This window comes from Sinorhizobium sp. 8-89 (genome assembly GCF_030124325.1).
GTDB lineage: Bacteria > Pseudomonadota > Alphaproteobacteria > Rhizobiales > Rhizobiaceae > Sinorhizobium.
This window is the reverse complement of record NZ_JASKLR010000020.1, coordinates 62,223-83,407: the sequence shown is the minus strand read 5'-3', so window position 1 is coordinate 83,407 and position 21,185 is coordinate 62,223. Positions and strand designations below refer to the sequence as shown.

At 62.2% G+C, this 21,185-nt stretch carries 20 protein-coding genes; 12 read left to right on the top strand and 8 right to left on the bottom strand.

Features of this window, described 5'->3' with window-relative positions:
* The first annotated feature begins 1 nt into the window (after position 1).
* From urtD to QN219_RS26320, 11 genes are all read left to right on the top strand, one after another.
* Positions 2-754: an urea ABC transporter ATP-binding protein UrtD gene (urtD, locus tag QN219_RS26370; RefSeq protein ID WP_284003122.1), complete on the top strand. Its 753-nt coding sequence runs from the start codon at positions 2-4 to the stop codon at positions 752-754.
* A gap of 28 nt (positions 755-782) precedes the next feature.
* A complete protein-coding gene (gene urtE / locus QN219_RS26365; RefSeq protein ID WP_284003119.1) occupies positions 783-1,478 on the top strand; it encodes an urea ABC transporter ATP-binding subunit UrtE in 696 nt (231 codons plus the stop codon).
* Between the two features lie 234 nt (positions 1,479-1,712).
* The gene (locus QN219_RS26360; RefSeq protein ID WP_284003118.1) at positions 1,713-2,096 is read left to right on the top strand and encodes a hypothetical protein; all 384 of its coding nucleotides are present in this window, start codon (positions 1,713-1,715) and stop codon (positions 2,094-2,096) included.
* Positions 2,097-2,322: 226 nt separating this feature from the next.
* Entirely contained in the window at positions 2,323-3,390 is a 1,068-nt protein-coding gene (locus QN219_RS26355; RefSeq protein ID WP_284003116.1) for a LacI family DNA-binding transcriptional regulator, read from the top strand.
* Between the two features lie 431 nt (positions 3,391-3,821).
* Positions 3,822-4,946 carry a sugar ABC transporter substrate-binding protein gene (locus QN219_RS26350; RefSeq protein WP_284003113.1) on the top strand — a complete coding sequence of 375 codons (1,125 nt, stop codon included), beginning with the start codon at positions 3,822-3,824 and terminating at the stop codon, positions 4,944-4,946.
* Between the two features lie 69 nt (positions 4,947-5,015).
* The gene (locus QN219_RS26345; protein WP_284003110.1) at positions 5,016-6,566 is read left to right on the top strand and encodes a sugar ABC transporter ATP-binding protein; all 1,551 of its coding nucleotides are present in this window, start codon (positions 5,016-5,018) and stop codon (positions 6,564-6,566) included.
* Positions 6,563-7,543: an ABC transporter permease gene (locus QN219_RS26340; protein WP_284003107.1), complete on the top strand. Its 981-nt coding sequence runs from the start codon at positions 6,563-6,565 to the stop codon at positions 7,541-7,543. The genes QN219_RS26345 and QN219_RS26340 overlap by 4 nt, the downstream gene beginning before the upstream one ends.
* The gene (locus QN219_RS26335; RefSeq protein WP_284003104.1) at positions 7,540-8,532 is read left to right on the top strand and encodes an ABC transporter permease; all 993 of its coding nucleotides are present in this window, start codon (positions 7,540-7,542) and stop codon (positions 8,530-8,532) included. Before QN219_RS26340 ends, QN219_RS26335 begins: the two co-directional genes overlap by 4 nt.
* Positions 8,533-8,745: 213 nt before the next feature.
* Positions 8,746-10,017, top strand: coding sequence for a plasmid partitioning protein RepA (gene repA / locus QN219_RS26330; RefSeq protein WP_405052267.1), 1,272 nt, complete (start codon positions 8,746-8,748; stop codon positions 10,015-10,017).
* A 3-nt stretch (positions 10,018-10,020) separates the two neighbouring features.
* Positions 10,021-11,073, top strand: a complete 1,053-nt coding sequence (gene repB / locus QN219_RS26325; RefSeq protein ID WP_284003099.1) for a plasmid partitioning protein RepB — start codon at positions 10,021-10,023, stop codon at positions 11,071-11,073.
* Between the two features lie 566 nt (positions 11,074-11,639).
* Positions 11,640-12,512, top strand: a complete 873-nt coding sequence (locus QN219_RS26320) for a ferritin-like domain-containing protein (protein WP_284003097.1) — start codon at positions 11,640-11,642, stop codon at positions 12,510-12,512.
* Positions 12,513-12,618: 106 nt separating this feature from the next.
* Here the strand turns inward: QN219_RS26320 and QN219_RS26315 are convergent, their stop codons facing one another.
* Positions 12,619-13,773: an acyltransferase gene (locus QN219_RS26315; RefSeq protein ID WP_284003096.1), complete on the bottom strand. Its 1,155-nt coding sequence runs from the start codon at positions 13,771-13,773 to the stop codon at positions 12,619-12,621.
* A gap of 391 nt (positions 13,774-14,164) precedes the next feature.
* Here QN219_RS26315 and QN219_RS26310 point away from each other — a divergent pair, with 391 nt between their 5' ends.
* Positions 14,165-16,933 (top strand): DNA translocase FtsK, encoded by a 2,769-nt coding sequence (locus QN219_RS26310; protein WP_284003095.1) that lies wholly within the window; start codon positions 14,165-14,167, stop codon positions 16,931-16,933.
* Positions 16,934-17,022: 89 nt separating this feature from the next.
* On the opposite strand, the gene QN219_RS26305 is transcribed toward QN219_RS26310, so the two are convergent.
* The 7 genes from QN219_RS26305 to QN219_RS26275 form a co-directional block, all read right to left on the bottom strand.
* The gene (locus QN219_RS26305) at positions 17,023-17,298 is read right to left on the bottom strand and encodes a type II toxin-antitoxin system RelE/ParE family toxin (RefSeq protein ID WP_284003094.1); all 276 of its coding nucleotides are present in this window, start codon (positions 17,296-17,298) and stop codon (positions 17,023-17,025) included.
* Positions 17,298-17,558, bottom strand: coding sequence for a ribbon-helix-helix domain-containing protein (locus tag QN219_RS26300; RefSeq protein ID WP_284003092.1), 261 nt, complete (start codon positions 17,556-17,558; stop codon positions 17,298-17,300). Before QN219_RS26300 ends, QN219_RS26305 begins: the two co-directional genes overlap by 1 nt.
* Positions 17,559-17,797: 239 nt before the next feature.
* Positions 17,798-18,685, bottom strand: a complete 888-nt coding sequence (locus QN219_RS26295) for an SDR family NAD(P)-dependent oxidoreductase (protein ID WP_284003089.1) — start codon at positions 18,683-18,685, stop codon at positions 17,798-17,800.
* Positions 18,682-19,467, bottom strand: a complete 786-nt coding sequence (locus tag QN219_RS26290; protein ID WP_284003086.1) for a hypothetical protein — start codon at positions 19,465-19,467, stop codon at positions 18,682-18,684. Before QN219_RS26290 ends, QN219_RS26295 begins: the two co-directional genes overlap by 4 nt.
* 10 nt (positions 19,468-19,477) lie before the next feature.
* The gene (locus tag QN219_RS26285) at positions 19,478-20,071 is read right to left on the bottom strand and encodes a protein-S-isoprenylcysteine O-methyltransferase (protein WP_284003084.1); all 594 of its coding nucleotides are present in this window, start codon (positions 20,069-20,071) and stop codon (positions 19,478-19,480) included.
* A gap of 143 nt (positions 20,072-20,214) precedes the next feature.
* On the bottom strand, positions 20,215-20,805 hold the full coding sequence (locus tag QN219_RS26280) for a hypothetical protein (protein ID WP_284003082.1): 591 nt from the start codon (positions 20,803-20,805) through the stop codon (positions 20,215-20,217).
* 152 nt (positions 20,806-20,957) lie between these two features.
* Complete coding sequence (locus tag QN219_RS26275; RefSeq protein WP_284003080.1) at positions 20,958-21,098, bottom strand: ABC transporter; 141 nt, start codon at positions 21,096-21,098, stop codon at positions 20,958-20,960.
* Between the last annotated feature and the right edge of the window lie 87 nt (positions 21,099-21,185).

Below are 21,185 nucleotides of genomic sequence, written 5' to 3'. Positions count from 1 at the left end.
CATGAATGAGAAGAAACCGAAGAGCCTGCTCTATCTCGACGGCGTCTCCGTCTCCTTCGACGGCTTCAAGGCGCTGAATTCGCTCTCCTTCATCATCGAGCCGGGCGAGCTCAGAGCAGTCATCGGTCCGAACGGCGCCGGCAAGACGACGATGATGGACATCATCACCGGCAAGACCCGACCCGACGAAGGGGAGGTCTTCTTCAAGGGCGATATCGATCTTACCCGGAGGGACGAGGCGGAAATCGCCCAGCTCGGCATCGGCCGCAAGTTCCAGAAGCCGACCGTGTTCGAAAACCACACCGTCTGGGACAATCTTGAGCTGGCGCTGAACCGCAGCCGCGGCGTCTTCGCGACGTTGTTCTATCGCCTGACGACCGAGGATAGGGCCCGCATTGAGGAAATCCTTTCGACCGTGCGGCTCACGGCCCGCCGTGACGACCTCGCCGCCAACCTTTCGCACGGCCAGAAGCAATGGCTGGAGATCGGCATGCTGCTCGCGCAGGAACCGGAACTCCTGCTCGTCGACGAGCCGGTCGCCGGCATGACCGATGCGGAGACGGCCGAGACGGCCGTGCTGCTCAAGGAGATCGCCAGGACGCGCTCGGTGGTCGTGGTCGAGCACGACATGGGTTTCATCCGTGATCTCGGCGTCAAGGTGACCTGTCTTGCCGAGGGCTCGGTTCTGGCGGAGGGCTCGATCGATTTCGTCAGCAGCGATCCGAAGGTGATCGAAAATTATCTCGGCCGATGAGCGAGGCGAGCGGAAGGAACCTGGACCCATGTTGACTGTCGAAAACGTCAGCCTCCACTACGGCGCCGCGCAGGCCTTGCGCAACGTCTCGATCAAGGCCGAGATGGGAAAGATCACCTGCGTGCTCGGGCGCAACGGCGTCGGCAAGTCGAGCCTGCTCAGGGCGATCACCGGCCAGCATCCGGTGACCAGCGGCGCGATCGCTTTCAACGGCGCCCCGCTCGACGGCTTGGCGCCCTTTCGCCGAGCCAAGCTCGGCGTCGGTTACGTGCCGCAGGGCCGGGAGATTTTTCCCCTGCTCACCGTCAGGGAAAATCTCGAAACCGGCTATGCACCGCTGAAGCGGGCCGACCGCTCGATCCCAGAGGACATCTTCAGCCTGTTCCCGGTGCTGCAAACCATGCTCGGCCGGCGCGGCGGCGATCTTTCCGGCGGCCAGCAGCAGCAGCTTGCCATCGGCCGCGCGCTTGTCACGCGTCCGAAAATCCTCGTGCTTGACGAGCCGACTGAGGGCATCCAGCCGTCGATCATCAAGGACATCGGCCGTGCGATCAAATACCTGCGGGATTCGACCGGCATGGCGATCCTGCTCGTCGAGCAATATCTCGATTTCTGCCGCGATCTCGCCGACCACGTCTACATCATGGATCGCGGTGCCTTCGTGCATGAGGGGCCGGCAGAAACACTGGATACGGCGGAGGCACGCCGGCATTTGACCGTGTAATTGTTTTCCACAGGGTAAATTATTCCAGAAATTCAGCCGCTTGCCCGCTCCCCGAAGGATGTCTTGCCTTCGGAGCGCTGCAAAAAATACAGTGTTTTAATCGATTGTGTTGCGCTGCCTGTTTCTTTGAACCATACTCCCGCTGCACGCTTTATGAAGGAGCATCACAATCCGTTACCGCTGACGGAATTGGCCATTTCGCGTTTCCGGCCTACCCAATCGGAGGAGACCCTAATGACGAATTTCCTGCCCGCCCTTTACGAAGGGCACGCCCCGATCACCCTGCAAAACCTGTTTCGAGAGGCACTTGAGGCCTATGACGACTGGGATGAGGGGATGCCTGAACCGGTCGTTTCCTACGAAGGCAACGTGTTGCCGATCAGCGACGTCTTCGACTGGATGAAACCTTGCACCGATACCATGCCCGCCAACATGATCGGTATCGTCACCGACCGGCTGAGCAAGCCGTGGAGTGGCCGCGGACCGCTTGACGAGATGACCTTTTCCACCGCAGCCCGCGTCATGTCCGTTCTGGTCAGGCGCCGCTTGAGGCGCTTCGGTCGCGGTTCGGTCGAAGCTTTTGCTGACCGCTTCAGTCAGCGGCTTCACGCTGAGTGACAGAGCCGAGGCTTGATTAGCAAACGGCGCGGCCTTCGAGCCGCGCTGTTTCGTTGCGCTGCCGTCTGTCTTCGGCCGATGTCTGTGCGACTGAGAGTTCTTTCATTTCATACGACGCACCGTAAGATGGTCGGGTGAGGGAGCGCAGCACATTCGCAATTTCCTCGCGCCGAGCAGGAATAACAAGCAGCGGCGCGCAGCGCCGGTGGCCAGATTGAGGCGGGGTGTGGCGTCGTCAAACGACAGTGAAGTCAGGAATCGATCGCGCCGGGGCAGCGGCCGTCCGACCCTTGCGGATGTTGCGGGCCTCGCAGGCGTCGGCAGCATCACAGTCTCCCGCGCGCTGCGGGATCCGGAGCGCGTCTCGCCGGAACTGCGCCAGCGCATCGCCGCGGCCGTCGATGAGCTGGGCTACGTGCCGAACCCGAGTGCGCGTGCACTGGCTTCGGCGCGCGCCGATGTCATCGGCGTGCTCGTTCCGTCACTGACGAACAACGTCTTTTCCGAGGTCTTGCGCGGCATACACGACGGCCTGGGAGATTGCCCGCTGCAGATCCAGTTCGGCAACACGCATTATTCCGATGAGGAGGAAGAGCGGCTGCTGAGGGTTTTTCTCGGCCAGCGTCCGTCCGCCTTGATCGTTTCCGGCATCGATCAGGCCCCGACCACGCGGCAGATGCTGGAGGTGGCAGGTTGCCCGGTCGTGCAGATCATGGAAATCGGGCCGGACCCCATCGACATGATGATCGGCTTTTCCCACCTGGAGGCCGGCAAGGCGGTGGCGCGGCACCTGGTCGATGTCGGCTGCAAGCGCATAGGGTTTCTCGGCGCGCGCATGGACCCACGTTCGCGGCGGCGCCTCGCTGGTTATGAGGCGGTGATGGGCGAAGCCGGCCGTTTCGACGCAGCGCTCGTGACGACGACCATTTTGCCCTCGAGCGTGTCGATGGGTGCCGGTCTGTTTCACAAGGCGCTCGAAAAGACCCCGGATCTCGACGCGGTCATCTGCAACAACGACGACATGGCATTGGGGGTGCTTTTCGCCTGCCATCGCGCAAGTCTGAACGTTCCGGCGCAAATCGCCATAGCCGGCTTCAACGACCTCGAAATGATGGAGGTCGCGTCTCCTTCCATCACCAGTGTACGGACTCCCCGATACGAGATCGGCCGGCGCGCCATTGCCATGGCGCGGGCCGCGATTGCGGGCGAACGGCCGCAACGAACCATCGTGGATCTCGGCTTCGAGTTGAAGATACGCGAGAGCACGATGCGCGCGCCAATCCCCGCGTTCTGAGCGCAATGCGGCCAGAATGCGGCGCTTTACTTTGCCAGTTGGTAGCGCTACCATCCCTGCCTGTGACGTTTCGGGAGGAGACCTGTCTGACGTCACCGGACTCGCGTATCGACATGTCGTGCCGGATCGGCAATGAGCGCAGACGTTGTCTGCGTCGAATGCTCGACGTCTAGAGCCTTGTGGGTTCCGCTGCATGTTTCGTTAAACCGTAGTCGATTTACGGCCGAAAACATGCAGCAACTCAAGTGCTACAGCGTCCTTTGCGCGCCTGATAAGACGCGCGGCTGTAGTGGACGCATAAGGAGCGCTCCAGCACGTTGATTCTAGTGCATTCCCGTCCGCTTTCGTGATTCCACCCAAAGCGGGATGCTCTAACGGCCCCCTGGTTCGATGCCTTGTCCTGGCATTCCAACAAAATGGGAGGGAATTCGATGACCAGAACATTCGTCAGCGGCATTCTCGCGGCCGCTGCACTTGCACTTCTGTCCACGACTGCGCATGCCGAACCCGAGGTCGTCAGCGGCCCCGCGGCCGAACCGGATTGTTTCGTACCGTGGACGGGCGAAACCAAATTCTTCAAGTTTCCGAAAAAGGACGGGCCCTATCGCATCGCGCTTGCCAACGGCTATATCGCCAATACCTGGCGCATTCAGATGATCCAGACCGCCAAGGCCTATGCGGCGCAGCCGGACGTTGCTGCCAAGCTCAAGGAATTCAAGGTGGTTTCTACCGGCGAGGACGTGCCGGCGCAGATTTCGGCGATCAACAACTTCATCGATTCCGGCTATGACGCGATCGTCGTCAATGCCCAGAACCCCACCGCCTTCGGACCGGTCATCAAGCGCGCCAAGGAAGCCGGCGTGGTCCTTGTCGCCTTCGACAATATTCTCGACACCGAAGACGCGATCAACGTCAACGTCGACCAGAAGGGGCTCGGTGTGCTCTGGGCGAATTGGCTTGCCAAGCACCTGCCTGAGGGCGGCAAGATCCTGGAGGTGCGCGGCGTTGCCGGCACTTCTGTCGACACAGACCGTCATAACGGCATTCACGAGACGTTTGCCGCCACGGGCAAGAAGTGGGACGTCGTCGAGGTGCTCGGCAAGTGGGACGATCCGACCGCACAGAAGGCGACGGCCGACGCGATTGCCGTTCACAAGAAATTCGACGGCATTACCGCGCAGGGTGGCGACACCGGCGTCGTGCAGGCGATGATCGATGCCGGCCATCCCTTCGTTCCATTCGGCGGCGAGACCGAGAACGGCTTCCGCAAGTTCTGTGCCAAGCATGCTGGCGAGGGACTGAAGTGCTCGTCGGCGGGCACCGGCCCGGCCCAGGTCGCGGTTGCCATCAAGACGGCGATCGCAGCACTCGAGGGGCAGGTGGTGCCGCAATCGATCAAGCTTCCTTTGGCGATTGTCGAGGACCCGAACTTCAAGGAAGGGCAGGACTTCTATCCCGACCAGTCGGACAACTTCTTCGTCGGCAACGCCTTCCCGACCTGCGGCATCAACTTCACTGCCCAGGAGATCATGGGCCAGACGAAGGAAAACCAGTAGGAGCCCTCCCGATTCGCATGCCGCGCTGAGGCGCGGCATGCACGAAAAATTCGGCATCCGAGGCGACAGATGACCACGGTAGAGACAAAGGCGACGCCACCGCTCTTCCGGATGGAGGGCGTGTCGAAGCGTTACGGCGGGGTGCGTGCCCTGGAAAATGCCGAGCTTGACGTGGAAGCGGGGCACATCCACGCCATTCTTGGCGAGAACGGCGCAGGCAAGTCGACGCTGATCAAGATCATGGCGGGCGTGGTGGCGCCGGATGAAGGGCGGATGCTGCTCGATGGCCGGGACGTCGTCTTCCGCTCGCCGGCCGCAGCCTCCGCGGCAGGCATTGCCTGCGTCTTCCAGGAACTGTCCCTGGTCCCCGATCTCAGCGTTGCGGACAACATCGCCATCTCCAACCCTCCGTGCCGCTTCGGCATGATCGACCGGCGGGCGCAGCGGGCGCTTGCGGAAGAGGCGCTGGCGCGGGCCGGGGCGGAGGACATCCATCCGCGTGCGGCGGTGAAGGACCTGCCACTCTCCCGCCGGCAGATGGTCGAGATCGCCAAAGCGTTGGCCTCCAGTCCGCGCATCCTGATCCTCGATGAAGCGACCTCGGCGCTGACTGCCGGTGACGTCGCCAAGGTGTTTGCGGTGTTGAAGCGGTTGCGCTCGGAGGGCCTTGCCTTGCTCTATATCTCGCACCGCATGCACGAGATCGCCGAACTCGCCGACACCTGCACCGTGTTCCGCAACGGCCGCAATGTCGCGAGCTTTCGCGCCGGCACCCGTACCAACGGCGAAGTCGTCGAAATGATGATCGGGCGCGAATACAGCAACGTCTTCCCGCCGAAACCGCAGCGTGCGCCGTCGTCGAAGCCGCCCGTCCTCGAATGCCGGAATCTCGGCTGGGGCGACCGGCTGCGCGACATTTCGCTCTCGGTCGGCGAGGGAGAGGTGGTGGGCCTCGGCGGATTGGACGGGCAGGGTCAGCGCAACCTGCTGCTCGCCCTTTTTGGGGTGCTACGCGGAACGACAGGGTCCGTGCTCATCGATGGCGGGCCGGTCGCGATCGGCAGCCCGGCTGCCGCGCGTTCTTCGCGCAGCGCAATGGCGCTGATCCCGGAAGACCGCAAGACCGAGGGGCTGATGCTGCCGATGACGGTGCGGGAGAACCTGTCCTTCGCGGCGCTCGACCGTGTTTCGCGGAGCGGGATCATCGATCGTACGGCAGAAGAACAATTGATCGATGAAATGGTGCGGCTGCTTGCGATCAAGACTGCCGGCCTCGACGTTCCGGTCGGGGCGCTGTCGGGCGGCAATCAGCAGAAGGTGGTCATTGCCAAGTGGCTGATGCGCAAGCCGCGCATCGTTCTGCTGAACGACCCGACACGCGGCATTGACGTTGGCACGAAGCAGGAGATGTACCAGCTTCTGCGCCGGCTGGCCGATGCCGGCGCGGCGATCCTCTTCTATTCGACCGACTATGACGAGCTGATCGGCTGCTGCGACCGGGTTCTGGTTCTCTATGACGGCCGCATCGTCCGCGAGCTTGAAGGCCGAGGCATCACCGAGCACGCGCTGATCGCGAGCGCTCTCAACGTCGATAGTGGTCAAGAGGGAGCGACGGCATGAGCGAGTGGCGCTACTGGTTGAACGAACAGCGCGGCACGCTGATGGGGCTCGCGATCTTTCTGCTGATGTTTACCGTCTATATCGCCAACCACCCGGCCGGATTGACCGCCAACGTGGCACAGACCGCCGCCAACAAGGGCGCGCTCTTTGCTTTCGTCGCCATGGCCCAGACATTGGTCGTGATCACCTCGGGCATCGATCTGTCGGTCGGCATGATCTTCGTGCTGACCAATTGTCTGGCATCCTGGCTTGTCGTCGGCGAACCGCTGCCGACTGCCCTGGGTGTCGTGGCCGTCCTCGTCGCAGGCATGGTCTGCGGCGCCGTCAACGGGCTCCTGGTGATTTACGGACGGCTGCAGCCGATCGTCGCGACGATCGCGACCGGGGCTATCTATTTCGGCCTGGCGCTGCTGCTGCGACCCTTTCCCGGCGGTTCCGTCAACGAGGACCTTGCAGATGCGCTCACCGGCCGTCTCTTCGGCGTGATCCCATCAAGCCTGGTGCTGCTGACAGCCGCGGTCCTGCTCGTCTGGCTGCCCTTCCGGCGATCGAAGATCGGGCGGGCCGCCTTTGCGGCGGGCTCGTCCGAGCAGGCGGCCTTCATGTCCGGCATGCCGATCCGGCGCGGCAAGTTTGCGGCCTACACGCTCGCCGGACTGCTTGCCGCGATGGGCGGACTGTTCCTGACCTTCTTCACCTACACGGGCGAGGCGGCCTATGCCAGCGGCAGCGGCTACACGCTCTGGTCGATCGCGGCGGTCGTGCTCGGCGGGGTCTCGCTCTATGGCGGCCGGGGCAGCGCCATCGGTGCGATCTTCGGCGCCTTCGCCGCCCGCACGACCGGTGATATGCTGTTCGTCTTCGACGTCGATCCGCTATGGCAGCCGTTGCTCCAGGGCGTCGTTCTGATGATCGCCGTGAGTATCGGTTCCCTGGCTCTGCTGCGGGTGCGCAACCGTCTGGACTGGTTCCTATGAGCGAGACTTCAGAGAACCGTATCTCGATCAGGGCTCGCCTGCCTGCATTTCTTCGCCGGGCCGATCCGGCCGTGCTCACCGCTTTCGGCTGCATCCTGCTGCTGCTCTTCTTAAGCAGCCTTTATTCCAGCAACTTCCTGTCGCTCAACTACCTCCTGCAGCAGCTCAAGGTCGCTTCCTTCCTCGGGGTGGTGGCCGCCGGCATGATGGTCGTGATCCTTCTCGGCCATATCGATCTTTCCGTTCCCTGGGTGATGACGACCGGAGCGATGATGGCCTGCGCGGCCGCAGGCTTCGGTGGCGCGGGTCCGATCATGGCCATTCCCATTGGCGTGCTCTGCGGGGCTGCCTTCGGACTCGTCAACGGCTTCGGCGTCGCCTATCTGCGCATTCCGTCGATGATCGTGACGCTTGCGAGCAATGTCGTCGCTCAGGGGCTGATGGTCGTTTACACCGGCGGCTTCTCGCCGCAGGATTCCGCACCACCTGCCATACGCTGGCTCGCAACGGGATTCGTCATTCCTGGCCTGCCGAACGCCATCATCGTCTGGGCGGCGATCAGCGCCATAATGGTGTTCCTGTTCACGCGCACCTCCTTCGGTCGGGCCGTCTACGGGATCGGCAACAGCGAACGCGCAGCCTATCTTTCGGGTGTCGATACGCGCCGCATCGTCATGATCGCCTTCGCGATCTCGGGCGCGCTCAGCGCCTTCGGCGGCGTGCTGCTCGCTGGCTATGCGTCGAAGGCGGCGCAAGCGATGGGCGATGCCTATCTGCTGCCGGCAATCGCGGCCGTCGTGCTCGGTGGCACCTCTATCCTCGGCGGTCGCGGCTCCTACCTAGGCACGGTTGCCGGCGTCATCCTGATCACGCTCCTGCAATCGATCCTCTCGGTGATGCAGATGCCGGAAGCGGGCCGCCAGATCGTCTACGGTGTCGTCATCATCGTGATGCTGCTCTTCTATGGTCGCGCCCCACCGAACCGGTGAAGCTATCACCATTTCCCCGAAATGGCTTGACGCGAATCAGAGGATGAATCACCTTCTAACGGAATAGATCGCATATTCCGCATTTCAGCGTAGTTCAGCGACAGGCCTGTTAGAAGACGTTGCGGGCGCATTTGCGCGACCGTCAAACGGATGCTGTTGCCGGTTGATTGCTGCCGTGAATGCGATGCGAAACGCGAGAGAGGGCATTTGGGAATGGATATGGCGGGATCGACGGCGGCGGCCGGAGAAGCGGGGGGCTTGAGCGCGACGGCATATCGGCGACCGGCGGACGAGGCGATCGCGGCGGATGCACGGGCGCTTTCCGAGCAGTTGAAAGCGATGCGCGACCGCCTGTTCGCGCCGACGGCGATGAAGACGCTCCGGAGCTTCACCTCCGGCGAGGCCGCCAAGCTGATCGGCGTTTCCGACGGTTATCTTCGGCAATTGTCGCTGGCAGGCGAGGGCCCCCAGCCTGACACCGGTGCGGGCGGGCGGCGCTCCTATTCGCTTTTCGACATCAATGCGCTTCGGCGTCATCTTGCCGACCAGGCGCTGGTCAAGGGCAACGGCGCCAAGGCGCGCAGCTACCTGAAATGGCGCGACAGCGCGAAGGGCGAGCATCTGCAGGTCGTTTCCGTCACCAACTTCAAGGGAGGCTCCGGCAAGACAACCTCGTCGGTCCATCTCGCCCAATATCTCGCCCTGACCGGCCATCGGGTTCTCGCGGTCGATCTCGATCCGCAGGCCTCGCTTTCGGCGCTGTTCGGCTACCAGCCGGAACTGGACCTGACCGGCAACGACACGCTCTACGGCGCCATCCGCTATGATTCCGAGGCGCGGCCGCTCAGGGACATCATCCGCAAGACCTATTTCGACGGGCTCGATCTCGTGCCGGGCAATCTCGAACTGCAGGAGTTCGAGCACACGACGCCGCAGGCCTTGAGCGCGCGCCAGAGCGGCGCGGATGCCGGGCCGCTCTTCTTCGCCCGCGTTCAGACGGCGCTTGCAACCGTTGCCGACGAGTACGACGTCGTCGTCATCGACTGCCCGCCGCAACTCGGCTACCTGACGCTTTCGGCGCTCTGCGCTTCGACTTCGGTCATCGTCACCGTGCATCCGCAGATGCTCGACGTCGCCTCGATGAACCAGTTCCTCTACATGACCTCGGATCTCCTCAGCGTCGTGCGCGAGGCCGGCGGCGAGCTCAACTTTGATTTCCTGCGCTATCTCGTCACCCGCTTCGAGCCTAATGACGGGCCGCAGGCGCAGATCGTCGGCTTCATGCGCTCGCTCTTCGGCGATCGGGTGCTGACGTCGGCCATGGTGAAGTCGACGGCGATCTCGGATGCCGGCCTGACGAAACAGACGCTCTACGAGGTGGGCCGGGAGAATTTTACCCGCGCGACTTACGACCGGGCGATCGAATCGTTGAACGCCGTCAACGGCGAAATCGAGGCTCTCATTCACGCGGCCTGGGGGCGCTAAGACATGGCTGGCAACAACAGGAAAAACGAATTGCGGGCGCTGTTTGCAGGTGGCACTCCTGCGGCACCTTCGGAACAGGCCAGCCCGAGCGAGTTGACACCTGTCAACCGGCAGACGGCCGCCGATGCGCCGCGTGCGGCATCCGGAGCGGTCCGAGCCATGGGGCTTTCGCTCGGCAACATTACCCGCGAGGCGGAAGAAGCACGCGTGTTGCGGGAAGCTCTCACGCAGGGCGAGCGGGTGGTTGCGCTCGATCCTGTCCTGGTCGAGGCCTCCTTCGTCGAGGACCGGTTGACGGACGGCGAAGTGGACGATCCCGACTTTCTGGCGCTGGTCGAAAGCATCCGCGAAAACGGCCAGCAATCGCCGATCCTCGTGCGGCCGCACCCGGAAAAGCAGGGTCATTACCAGACTGCCTACGGCCATCGCCGCCTAAAGGCGGTGCGCCGGCTCGAGCTCCTGGTGAAGGCGATCGTCCGGCCGCTTTCCGACGATGAACTGGTGCTCGCCCAAGGCAAGGAAAACGCGGAGCGACGCAATCTTTCTTTCATCGAGCGCGCGCTTTTCGCCGCGACGCTCGCCGCGCGCGGATTCGAGCGCAAGGTGATCGGCGACGCGCTTGCCGTGCAGAAGAGCGAGCTGTCGCGCCTGCTGCAGGTGGCGGACAGCGTACCGCATCATCTGGTGCGGGCGATCGGCCCGGCGCCGAAAGCCGGACGCGAGCGGTGGATGGCGATTGCCACGCTGCTCGAAAGGGAAGAGGCCCGCGGACTGGCGGACGAGGAAGTCGGTTTGCCGCGGTTCCGCGCTGCAGACACCGACCAGCGCTTTCAGCTCGTCTTCAATCGCCTGTCGCAGAGCGACAAGCCGGAGCCGGACAAGCCGGAGGAACTGAGAGACGAGGCGGGCCGTGTCTTCGCACGGCTGAGGCTTGACGGAAAAGCCCCAAGAATCGAGTTCCTGCCTGGCACCCACCCGGCCTTCCTCAAGGAAGCGGTGTCGATGCTGGCGAAGTGGCACGCGACCTTTATGGAGAACCAGAAGTCCCTGATTTGAGCGGTTCAGGGCTAAGCCCCTCATCCTACAGCGCCGCGCGTCTTATCAGACGCGCAAAGGACGCTGTAGCACTTTGAATTACTGCTGTTTCCTTGGACCGGTTACGATCCAAGGAAACATGCAGTAGATCTCCCCGCTTGCGGGAGACGGGGCTGGCAGGTGGATGAGGGGAAAATCTATGCGAAAAACACCGCTCGCCCCTGCTCTACTCGAAATTCATACACAACAGAGAAATTTGACCTTCTCCATCAGGACGTCATGTCGATCGTCCTGGATCAGGCACCCGAGATCCGGTCAGGGCCGTCGACTGCATCGAGCGGGCTCAGCAAAAGGGGCGGGAGCCACTGAGCAGGAGGATCTATTTCGCCAGAATACCCAATGCCTCAAAACTATGCCAAGGGCGCGCTGAACGGCCGCTTTCGAACCCAAAAGGCCGGCCTAAAAAGCTCCCGCTTTCCCAGGATCTTGAGGTACGGAACATTTGGTCTTTGATGATGTTGGACGTTAATTGGCCCGCGTGATCGGGGCGCCAAAACTGACGCCGGGCGGGCTTTAAGGAGAAAGCCATGATCCGTCCGGTGCCTTCACTTTTTCTTCCGCGCCGTCTCCTCTTGCAGCTGGGCCTTGGAGCGACGCTCGCCTCGAGCCCAGGTCTTGCGCCGGTTTCGCGTGCCGACGAGCCGGGGGACATTATGGATGAGGATATTTTCCAGTTCGCGCTCAACCTGGAGTACATGGAAGCCGAGTATTATCTGCGCGGCACAACCGGGAAAGGGATCGATGATACTGATGCGGGCGCGGAAGCTGGCCCGGTAACCGGTGGCAGCCAGGTTTCTTTCGATACGCCCGCCATCGGTGAGTTCATGCGCGAGGTGGCGGAAAACGAACTGGCGCATGTCCGATTCTATCGCAAGACTCTCGGAGATCAGGCGGTGCCCAGACCGGCCATCGATTTCGATGCGGGCTTTACAGCGGTCGCAAAAGCCGCGGGCTTTGGCGAGGACTTTGATCCCTTCGGCAACGAGATGAACTTTGTGCTCGGTGGCATGCTGTTCGAAGACGTCGGCGTTACCGCCTATGCCGGCGCGGCGACAGTATTGAGGAACAAGGATTTTCTCGCTGCAGCCGCCGGTATCCTGGCCGTTGAGGCCTACCACATGGGAATGGCGCGATCCACGCTCTACAGAATGGGCGAGCAAGCCTGGAAGGCGGCGAATGCAGTTTCTGATGCTCGTGACAAAATCGATGGATCGGAAGATAAGGATCAAGGCATCCAGATGGACGGCAAGGCCAATATCGTTCCTTCGACGCCGGATGCGATAGGCTTCACCCGGACCCCGCAAGAGGTGTTGCGCATCGTGTATCTCACTGATCAGGAGGGCGCGACGAAGGGTGGCTTTTACCCGAACGGGATGAACGGAATGATCAATAGCACCTGAACGGCTGGGGCGATCGCGCGCGGCCGCGGTGCCTCCTGCCGTCGCGGTCTCCGGCCGGTTTCTAACGTTTACGCCTGAGAACGTCTGACGGCTCTCCTCCGAAGGATTATGCCCCGACCGGCTGAGGTTTTCGCCTGTCGATCAAACGCTTGGCGAGCCTCTGGCCAGGTTTTTCGACCGCGAAGAACGTCAGGCAGGCAGCGGTGTAAACCAAGGGCACCAGGATGGCGGTAACCACGGCGAACCGCACAGGCGCTGTCATCGTGTCGCCGAAAGCGCCGATGAAATAGGCAGCAATCGGCTGCAGAAAGATGAGGTGCCAGAGATATGCCCCGAATGAAAGTTCCCCGAGCCAATGAAAAAACCTGTTTCCGAGGGACGAGGAAACTGCGCGAAGCCGCGCGCCCAAACCATCGCCGGCCAGCCGATGATAGAGCAGCGCGAAGAAGACGGCGACGAGCATGACGCGCATCAGCATTTTCGTCATCGTCATATCGCCGCCGATCGGCAGCAGAGCGAGCGCCATGGCGGCACCGCCATGGAGAACAGCCTTCGGCCCGTCCGCGTGAAGACCAAGCGCCAACAGCATTCCGCTGAGAAAGATATGCATCTTCAACGGCAGGAAGGCCGGCATTGGAAAGTGAACGCCGAACAGGCTCAACGTCGAAACGATCGCGAGGGCAATAACGGCCGTGAAGAGCGCACCTTTCAGCCAGCCGCCTTTCTTGAGCAGAAGCATGATGAAGGGAAAGGCCGCATAGAACTGCATTTCGAGCCCTATGCTCCAGTCCGGCAGGGGAGTCCGGTAAGCGTAGTCGGGAGAGAGACCGAAAAGAAAGCTGACATGCATCAGCCCGTTTCTCACGCCGTTGTCGAGATAGCGCTGGGGTGACTGCGGCGTTCTTTCGAGGAAGGCGTCGATGATCATTCTCGATTCGAACAGCCAGGCACCGAGCATGAAGGCAACGGCCAGGAGGACATAGTAGAGAGGCGCGATCCTGAGGAAACGCCGGACCCAGAAGCGTACCCAGGTCGAGGTCAGATCCCATGGCTCCTTGCCGGCACGCAGTTGATAGTGAAACACCATCAGGAAACCGGAAAGCATGATGAAGAGATCGACGCCGAGATCAGGCTCCGACAGAACGGGCAGGCGCCAACCCGTCAGCAACAGCGCATGGCCAACCATAACCCAGAGAGACGCCAGGCCTCGAAGCCCATCCAGGCAATCGATTCGGATCTTGCGGGAAGCATGGTCAGCCATCAGCAATCTTCGTCCTTGTTAGCAACTAAAAGGTCACTGCCTGCGAGCTATGTTGCGACGCACAAGGGACTGCCTATGGGCCGACTAAGGCGATAGTAAGTAACGGAGGGGCGGGAGTTGATGGTCACTAGGTGTCAGCTATGGCGGTGGCAATTGCCGCGGCGGAGAATTTTCCTGATCTGAAACAGAAATTGAACGGCTCGCCACGGTGGCGGGATTTTCTTGCGGAACGCCCGGAAACGCTTGAGTGCGCGGGTCGGAAAGAGAACCGGCGGCACGTTTCGACCCGGCGCGCGATCCATTCGGCGAGGTGCTGGAAGGGACTTGTTAACCTTCATTTCCTATTCGCTTGAGACAGCCCCTTCGATAATGAATTTCGAGTTTTCAGGCCATGCGTATTCCCCGGACAAATTTCTCGACGGCAAATTTGTATGATGCAAACCAGGCGGACGATTTCGAGGCACCGCGTCCGGGTGCGCCGAGCAGCGCCCACCCCATGCCGGTGGCCTCCGCCGAACACGATCACCTGTTCGAAGCGCCGCGTCGGGCCGCCAGCCATGAAGCCGACGACGCAGGCTATGCCGGGCGCGCGATGCGGCTCTATGGCCAAGGCTCGGCCTATGCTCCGGCCCAGGTAACGGCCTCCACGCGGGATCCGCTGCCGACGCTTGCCGAAATCACCGGTCATGACGGCGATACGACTTGGGAGAGCCACTTCTTCCTGTCGCCCAATGTCCGCTTCACCCGTACCCCCGAGCGCGAATTCATGAAGCGCCGCGCGCCGTCGATGGACGAGAGCGCGGCCGAAGCGGAGGGAGATGCGCCAGCGGACCAGCAGGCTTCCGAGCCGGAGGTAATATTGGAAGCGGCTGCGGAGGAAACCGCAGCGGCGGTCGAGACTGAGGCGCCGCCCTACAGTCCGTCGGAACTTTTGCGGGTGCTGATGCAGCAGCTTCCGTCCTGGCCCGGTCGGCCCCAGTCGCGCGAGGAGCGCGCTGATGAACCGGCGGTTGCCGTGATGCCAGCGCCCGTCGAAGAATCGCCCGAGCCGGCCGCAACTGCCGCCATCGCGGAAGCAGCACTGGCGATACCGGCAGTTTCCGACGCCGCCTGCGGTTTCGATGCCGCGCCGTCGGGCACGCGTCTCTCCTATCTCTCCGATCACGCCTTTTTCGAGTTCATGCCGCTCGAGGATGAGTTGCCCGTCATGGCCGAGGCTGAGCCAGCAAGAACGACCCCGCCGGCGGGTCCGAAAGCTGTCGTTGCAAAAACGGTGGAGATCCGCAGGTTGCCGCCGACGGCGATCACCTCGCTTTTCCGCGTCGTCGAATGCCGGCGCCCCGAACCCGTCGCTCTGGATTCCGTCGCAGCCCCGTCGCCGGGGATCGACACGCCCGCTGCTGCGGATCTCGCGACGGACCCCGCTGTGGAACCGGTTACGGCCGGTTCACGGCAGCCAGAAGCACCTATTCTTGCCGCCACGCCCGCAAATGATACGCTCCCTCAGCCGGCCGTTACGAAGGCAGCGATCACCATGCCGGTCCAGGTCAAGCGCGCGCCCCCGTCGCTGCCGCCAATTGGAGCGACCGAGCGGTTCCAGGCCGCCGACGCCTACGAGTTTCCGTCCGAAGAACTTCTGCAGGAGCCCCCGCAGGGCCGGGGCTTTTTCATGACGCAGGAACAGCTCGAGCAGAATGCGGGGCTCCTCGAAAGCGTGCTCGAAGATTTCGGCGTCAAGGGCGAGATCATCCATGTGCGGCCGGGCCCCGTCGTCACGCTCTACGAATTCGAGCCGGCGCCGGGCGTCAAATCGTCCCGCGTGATCAACCTCGCCGACGATATCGCCCGGTCGATGTCGGCGCTCTCGGCACGCGTCGCGGTCGTGCCCGGCCGCAACGTCATCGGCATCGAGCTGCCGAACGCTACCCGCGAGACCGTCTATTTCCGCGAGCTGATCGAGTCCGCCGACTTCCGCAAGACCGGCTACAAGCTGGCGCTCTGCCTCGGCAAGACCATCGGCGGCGAACCGGTGATTGCCGAACTCGCCAAGATGCCGCACCTGCTCGTCGCCGGCACCACCGGTTCGGGCAAGTCGGTGGCGATCAACACCATGATCCTGTCATTGCTTTACCGGCTGAAGCCGGAGGAATGCCGGTTGATCATGGTCGATCCGAAGATGCTCGAACTCTCCGTCTACGACGGCATCCCGCACCTTTTGACGCCGGTCGTGACCGACCCGAAGAAAGCCGTAATGGCGCTCAAATGGGCGGTCCGCGAAATGGAGGACCGCTATCGCAAGATGTCGCGCCTCGGCGTGCGCAACATCGACGGCTACAACCAGCGTGCGGCGGCCGCGCGCGAGAAGGGAGAACCGATCCTCGCGACAGTCCAGACCGGTTTCGAGAAGGGTACGGGCGAGCCGCTCTTCGAACAGCAGGAAATGGACCTCGCGCCGATGCCCTACATCGTCGTCATCGTCGACGAGATGGCCGACCTGATGATGGTGGCAGGCAAAGAAATCGAAGGCGCGATCCAGCGCCTCGCTCAGATGGCGCGTGCGGCCGGTATTCACCTGATCATGGCGACGCAGCGGCCGTCGGTCGATGTCATCACCGGCACGATCAAGGCGAATTTCCCGACACGCATCTCGTTCCAGGTCACCTCGAAGATCGACAGCCGCACGATTCTCGGCGAGCAGGGGGCCGAACAGCTCCTGGGCCAGGGCGACATGCTGCACATGGCCGGCGGCGGCCGCATCGCCCGCGTCCATGGCCCCTTCGTCTCCGACCAGGAGGTGGAGCACGTCGTGGCGCATCTGAAGACACAAGGCCGCCCCGAATATCTCGAGACCGTGACTGCGGACGAAGAGGAAGAAGAGGCCGAAGAGGACCAGGGCGCGGTATTCGACAAGAGTGCGATTGCGTCCGAGGACGGCAACGAGCTCTACGACCAAGCGGTCAAGGTGGTGCTGCGCGACAAGAAGTGCTCGACGTCCTACATCCAGCGCCGCCTCGGCATCGGCTACAACCGTGCCGCCTCGCTCGTCGAGCGCATGGAGAAGGAGGGCCTTGTCGGTCCTGCCAACCATGTCGGCAAGCGCGAAATCGTCTACGGCCAACGCGACCATTCCGGCGTGCCCGAAAACGAGGATATGGACTGATTCGACGTGTCACGGATCACAGTGGCGTGGCGATGGGCGCACTTCCGTCAATGCGCGTGCTTGGCCGCGACAATGGTGATTACGGGCGTCTAGCGACCCTCACGCGTATGCCAAAGGGTCAGGACGTAGATTGTTGACTGCGTGAGCTCATAGCGCATTTCGTAATGGCCGACGAGAAGGCGGCGGACTTCGCGGGGATCGAACTCCTCCAGCCGCTCGCCCATACGTGGCTGTTCTAGCAGGCGGTTTGGGGCGCTTGCCAGCGCCTGCACGGTGCGGGCTGCTGCTTTCCGATAGACCGGTGCGAGAAAATCATGAAGGCGCCCGAGCTCAGAAACCGCCTTTGTTGTCCACTGGATGTTCATCAAAGCGGCAGAGGCAGAGGCTTGTCACTCTCCAGCCTGTCGGCCCAAGCCTGGACGGACTGGTGGCTGATGACATGACCCCCGTCGACATCGGCGAGCGCTTCCAGCGTCAAGCGGCGGCGCTCCTCTTCTTGAGCGATCCAGGCTGTCAGCGCTTGCTTTACGATCCAGCCGCGCGAACGTTCGAGCCGTGCGGCAATCTGGTCGACCTTCTCAGCGAGCGGTAGTGGCACATGCGCCGTCAGCACCTTCGTTTCCATGGCTCTACTCCAGTCAATTCAATCATAACGATTAAATCCGATTGCATCCAGAGCCTGTCGCAGCTTTCCTGACTGCACCCCGAAAATCCGCCGGTGCCGAGCTGGGCGCAATCCGCCGCCAGCCAGCTATTGGCCGCTACCGAACCTATTTCCCGTCGCTGACACTGATCGCTCCGTCCGTATAAGCGAAACGAATCATGTCCGGGGGAGCGAGCCACCGGCCGTCACAGCGGCAAAGATCAGGCCCTCGTTTCGGATGGAGCGTGCCGTTCCGATCGGCCCGCGCGGCAGCAGTCCCTGAACGTCTTGCCTGAACCGCAAGGGCAGGGGTCGTTGCCGCGCAGTTGCAATCGGCCGATCAGGGGCAGAAGAGCCGCGGAAGGCAAAAATGCGGCGACCAGGATCGCCAGCTTGGCGGAGATGCCCGGGATCACGAGGCGTCGGCGTGCCTTGAATCCGCGCCAGGCGCGTTCGGCCACGTATTCCGCATCAAGCTTGGGCAGAACCTTGAACAGCGCTGCCCTGTCGGCACCCGACTTTTCGAGAAACTCCGTCGACACCGGCCCTGGAGCTACGCAAGTGACGGTCACGCCGGCGCGGCGCACTTCCTGATGCAGCGCCTCCGAAAAGGAACGCACGAAGCCCTTGCTCGCATAGTATAGCGCCATAAAAGGCCCGGGGGTGAAGCTTGCCACAGAGCCAAGATTGATCACGCCGCCCCGGCCACGCGCCACCATTCCCGGCAGGAAGCGGAGGGTGAGCTCGGTCACGACGCGGATATTGAGGTCGATCAACCCGAGCTGCTCGGCGAGCGGTAGTGTCGCTGCTCCGCCGCGCAAGCCGTAGCCGGCGCTGTTGACGAGAACGTCGCATATCAGACGCTTTTCGGACAGGAAATCTTCGAGACGCGCCGCTGCGTCACTGGCCGTCAGGTCCAGCGCAAGCGGGAATGCCTCGCCTCCGGCCCTCTGAATTGCGGCCGCGACGGTTTGGAGGTCCTCCGGCGAGCGCGCGACCAGGACCACGGTGGCGCCGTCCCTTGCGGCCACTTCGGCGATTGCCTTGCCGATGCCTCGCGACGCGCCGACGACAACGACCGCTGGCCGGAACTCTTGCTTCAGCGTCATGCCGCCGGTCCCGATGCCGCGGCGGCCGGAATGGTTTCGCTCCCGGAAAAGCCTGCCACTTCATCGGCGATCTCGCCGTTCAGGATCTTTTCGAACCGCTCCAGCGCGCGCGCGACATTGGCGCCGTCCATGACCCGGTGATCATAATGGATGCGGACGATTACCGATCCGTCCTCGCCGATCGGACCGTAGTTGAAAATCGTGGTGAGCGGCGTCAGAGGGTTGAGGGACTCGGCGCCGAGGCCGGAATAGACCGACAGCTGGAAGGTACCGAAATGGCGTGCCCGCTGCCGTCCGATATTGAGGCCGAGCCACATGAGCAGCCACCGGATCGGCGCCGGTGCGCGGGCGAGCTTCAATGCGCGGCGGAACTCCTTGATCTCCTGCACGGGGCGTGATCGCGCGGCCTGGATCAGCTCCCCTAGTTCGGTGATCGAGCGACGCTCAGGGGTTTTGATGGTGCTCAGCAGGACGACCCGCTCACCGTCATGTTCGCGCTCATGTGCAACCGAGGCGACGCTTCCGGGATATTCGTAAAGCTGAGGTCTCGGGAACTTGACGTAGGCGCGGCGGAACTCCGGGGTCTCCTTGGAGAGAAGCGCGTATCCTTTCAGGAAAAGCGCCATCCAGGAGGGCTTGCTCTGTTGCGCCATCCTGGCTTTCTGCAGAGCGCCAAGGTTCATCTGGCGTTGCACCGTGACCCGTGGCACGCCGATCGAAAACCTCATCAGATCTCCGACGAGGCGTCGTGCCGGCGAAAGCTTCAGGGCTCGACCTCGCATCATGCCACCTCTAGTAAAGATAAGGGATAATTCGCTTGGTCCTGGCCATATAGGTGCGGTACTGCGCGCCGAAGATCTCCAGCATCATACGCTCCTCCTTGTCCACCCTGAGGAAAAACAGGACGGCAAAGCCGACCAGACCGGCGAGGCCTATCACCCAGTTCGACAGCAGAAAGGCTTGGCCAACGCCCATAAGCAGGAAGGAGGTGTACATCGGATGCCGGACGAGCGCATATGGCCCGCGGGAAATCAGTTCGTGCTTGTCGCGAATCTCCAGCGAAATGGACCAGTTGCGGCCGAGTTCCTTGTGGGTTTTGCGGAAGACCCACATCGCCGTGGCAAAGATCAGCGCGCCGAGAGCGACAGCCCACGGCTGCGCCGGGTAGTCGGCGGTCTCCGGAATGCCGGTGGCGACGTAAAAGCCGGGAACGATCGCAAGGCCGAGCAGGGCCGCTGCAAGGCCGACCTTCTCGGAACCCGAGCGGCGGTCGCTGACAACCCGCACGCGTTTGGCGCGGCGCTCATAAGGACGCCGAATGAAGTACCACGCGACGATACCGAGTACCCAGATGATTTCGCCGACGGAAGCGACTGTTAGGTTCACGCTAGCTCACCAAAGCTTCGCTGCGATCCGCGGTCATCGCAACAGCTGTCAAGGATGTGGCCATTACGCTCCGCTCCGACCGATAAAATGCGACGGTCGGACGATCCGACCGTCGGACAAGCGGGGGCGAGCACCGATTGCGCTCACCCGCCGTTCATCTCCCGAAGCTTTGTAATGAATTCTTGCGGCCTCAGCCAGATGCCGGGTGTCTTATACCCCATGGAACGCGCAATCTCCGCCACGAAGGCGTTGCAATTATAGAGCGACGCGTGCCAGAAGCGGGCCTTGGCTTTCAGCTTGCGAATGTTCGCAACGACTTCCTGGTACTCGGATTCCGTCAGCAGAACGCGCCAGCTTGCCGACCTGTATTCTTCTTCCAGGTCGCCGTCGCTCCACCCGGTCTCGGCCGGGACCGGCAGGAAATGGCCCATGACGTAGGGTGCGGTGTCGGTCGTAGCCGGGGCAAGTCCTGCGACCTCAGGATCGATCATCGCTCCGGACTTGTTCGTGCGCCCGAAGATCACGTAAGAGTGCCCGTAACTAAGCGCGTAGCGAGAGCGGAACTCGATGAAGTATCCGTAGTTTTTCTGTTGAGAACTTCCGGCAGGCAGTGCTCCGGTGGAAGCGTAACTCGAAACAAAACGCGGTTGGGGAGCCTTGTCTTCGGTTTGACATGCTGTGGTCGCCAGTGCGAGCAAGACCACGAGCGATATGCGACCTCGTATAAGCGTCATTACTACGCTCTATCTCCCGAGCTTTGATGAGCGGCAAGTTGAAGCCAACTTTTGTGAGCTTCAGGCGTCAGCGCTGTAAATCCTAAGCCGGCGTGGCCATGATTAGATCGCGTGGGAAGGGCCACGGGACCCTCCCCACGCTAAGGTCAACCTTATTTATAGACTGGCGCCGGCTCTACTGGCGCTGCCGCCGCCGGTGGCGGTTCCTTCCCCTTGCCCTTGCCAATCGTCCCGCAAGCGCTCAGGCTGGCGACGGAAAACAACGCAATCATCACGATTAGAAATCGGCTCATCAAGTAGTCCTTTCCTCAATAGTCGGAATGGGTTATCGAAGGCAACATTCAAAGTAATAGTGGCGAATTGCGAGTCGGCCTAGTGCA

Coding starts and splice junctions, on each gene's coding strand:
- QN219_RS26300 (WP_284003092.1), bottom strand. CDS start 17,558: ATGGAAACGAAGGTGCTGACGGCGCATGTGCCACTACCGCTCGCTGAG.
- QN219_RS26290 (WP_284003086.1), bottom strand. CDS start 19,467: ATGCGAGGTCGAGCCCTGAAGCTTTCGCCGGCACGACGCCTCGTCGGA.
- QN219_RS26345 (WP_284003110.1), top strand. CDS start 5,016: ATGACCACGGTAGAGACAAAGGCGACGCCACCGCTCTTCCGGATGGAG.
- QN219_RS26315 (WP_284003096.1), bottom strand. CDS start 13,773: ATGGCTGACCATGCTTCCCGCAAGATCCGAATCGATTGCCTGGATGGG.
- QN219_RS26335 (WP_284003104.1), top strand. CDS start 7,540: ATGAGCGAGACTTCAGAGAACCGTATCTCGATCAGGGCTCGCCTGCCT.
- urtE (WP_284003119.1), top strand. CDS start 783: ATGTTGACTGTCGAAAACGTCAGCCTCCACTACGGCGCCGCGCAGGCC.
- QN219_RS26350 (WP_284003113.1), top strand. CDS start 3,822: ATGACCAGAACATTCGTCAGCGGCATTCTCGCGGCCGCTGCACTTGCA.
- QN219_RS26295 (WP_284003089.1), bottom strand. CDS start 18,685: ATGACGCTGAAGCAAGAGTTCCGGCCAGCGGTCGTTGTCGTCGGCGCG.
- QN219_RS26320 (WP_284003097.1), top strand. CDS start 11,640: ATGATCCGTCCGGTGCCTTCACTTTTTCTTCCGCGCCGTCTCCTCTTG.
- QN219_RS26305 (WP_284003094.1), bottom strand. CDS start 17,298: ATGAACATCCAGTGGACAACAAAGGCGGTTTCTGAGCTCGGGCGCCTT.
- repB (WP_284003099.1), top strand. CDS start 10,021: ATGGCTGGCAACAACAGGAAAAACGAATTGCGGGCGCTGTTTGCAGGT.
- urtD (WP_284003122.1), top strand. CDS start 2: ATGAATGAGAAGAAACCGAAGAGCCTGCTCTATCTCGACGGCGTCTCC.
- QN219_RS26275 (WP_284003080.1), bottom strand. CDS start 21,098: ATGAGCCGATTTCTAATCGTGATGATTGCGTTGTTTTCCGTCGCCAGC.
- QN219_RS26340 (WP_284003107.1), top strand. CDS start 6,563: ATGAGCGAGTGGCGCTACTGGTTGAACGAACAGCGCGGCACGCTGATG.
- QN219_RS26310 (WP_284003095.1), top strand. CDS start 14,165: ATGCGTATTCCCCGGACAAATTTCTCGACGGCAAATTTGTATGATGCA.
- QN219_RS26280 (WP_284003082.1), bottom strand. CDS start 20,805: ATGACGCTTATACGAGGTCGCATATCGCTCGTGGTCTTGCTCGCACTG.
- repA (WP_405052267.1), top strand. CDS start 8,746: ATGGATATGGCGGGATCGACGGCGGCGGCCGGAGAAGCGGGGGGCTTG.
- QN219_RS26360 (WP_284003118.1), top strand. CDS start 1,713: ATGACGAATTTCCTGCCCGCCCTTTACGAAGGGCACGCCCCGATCACC.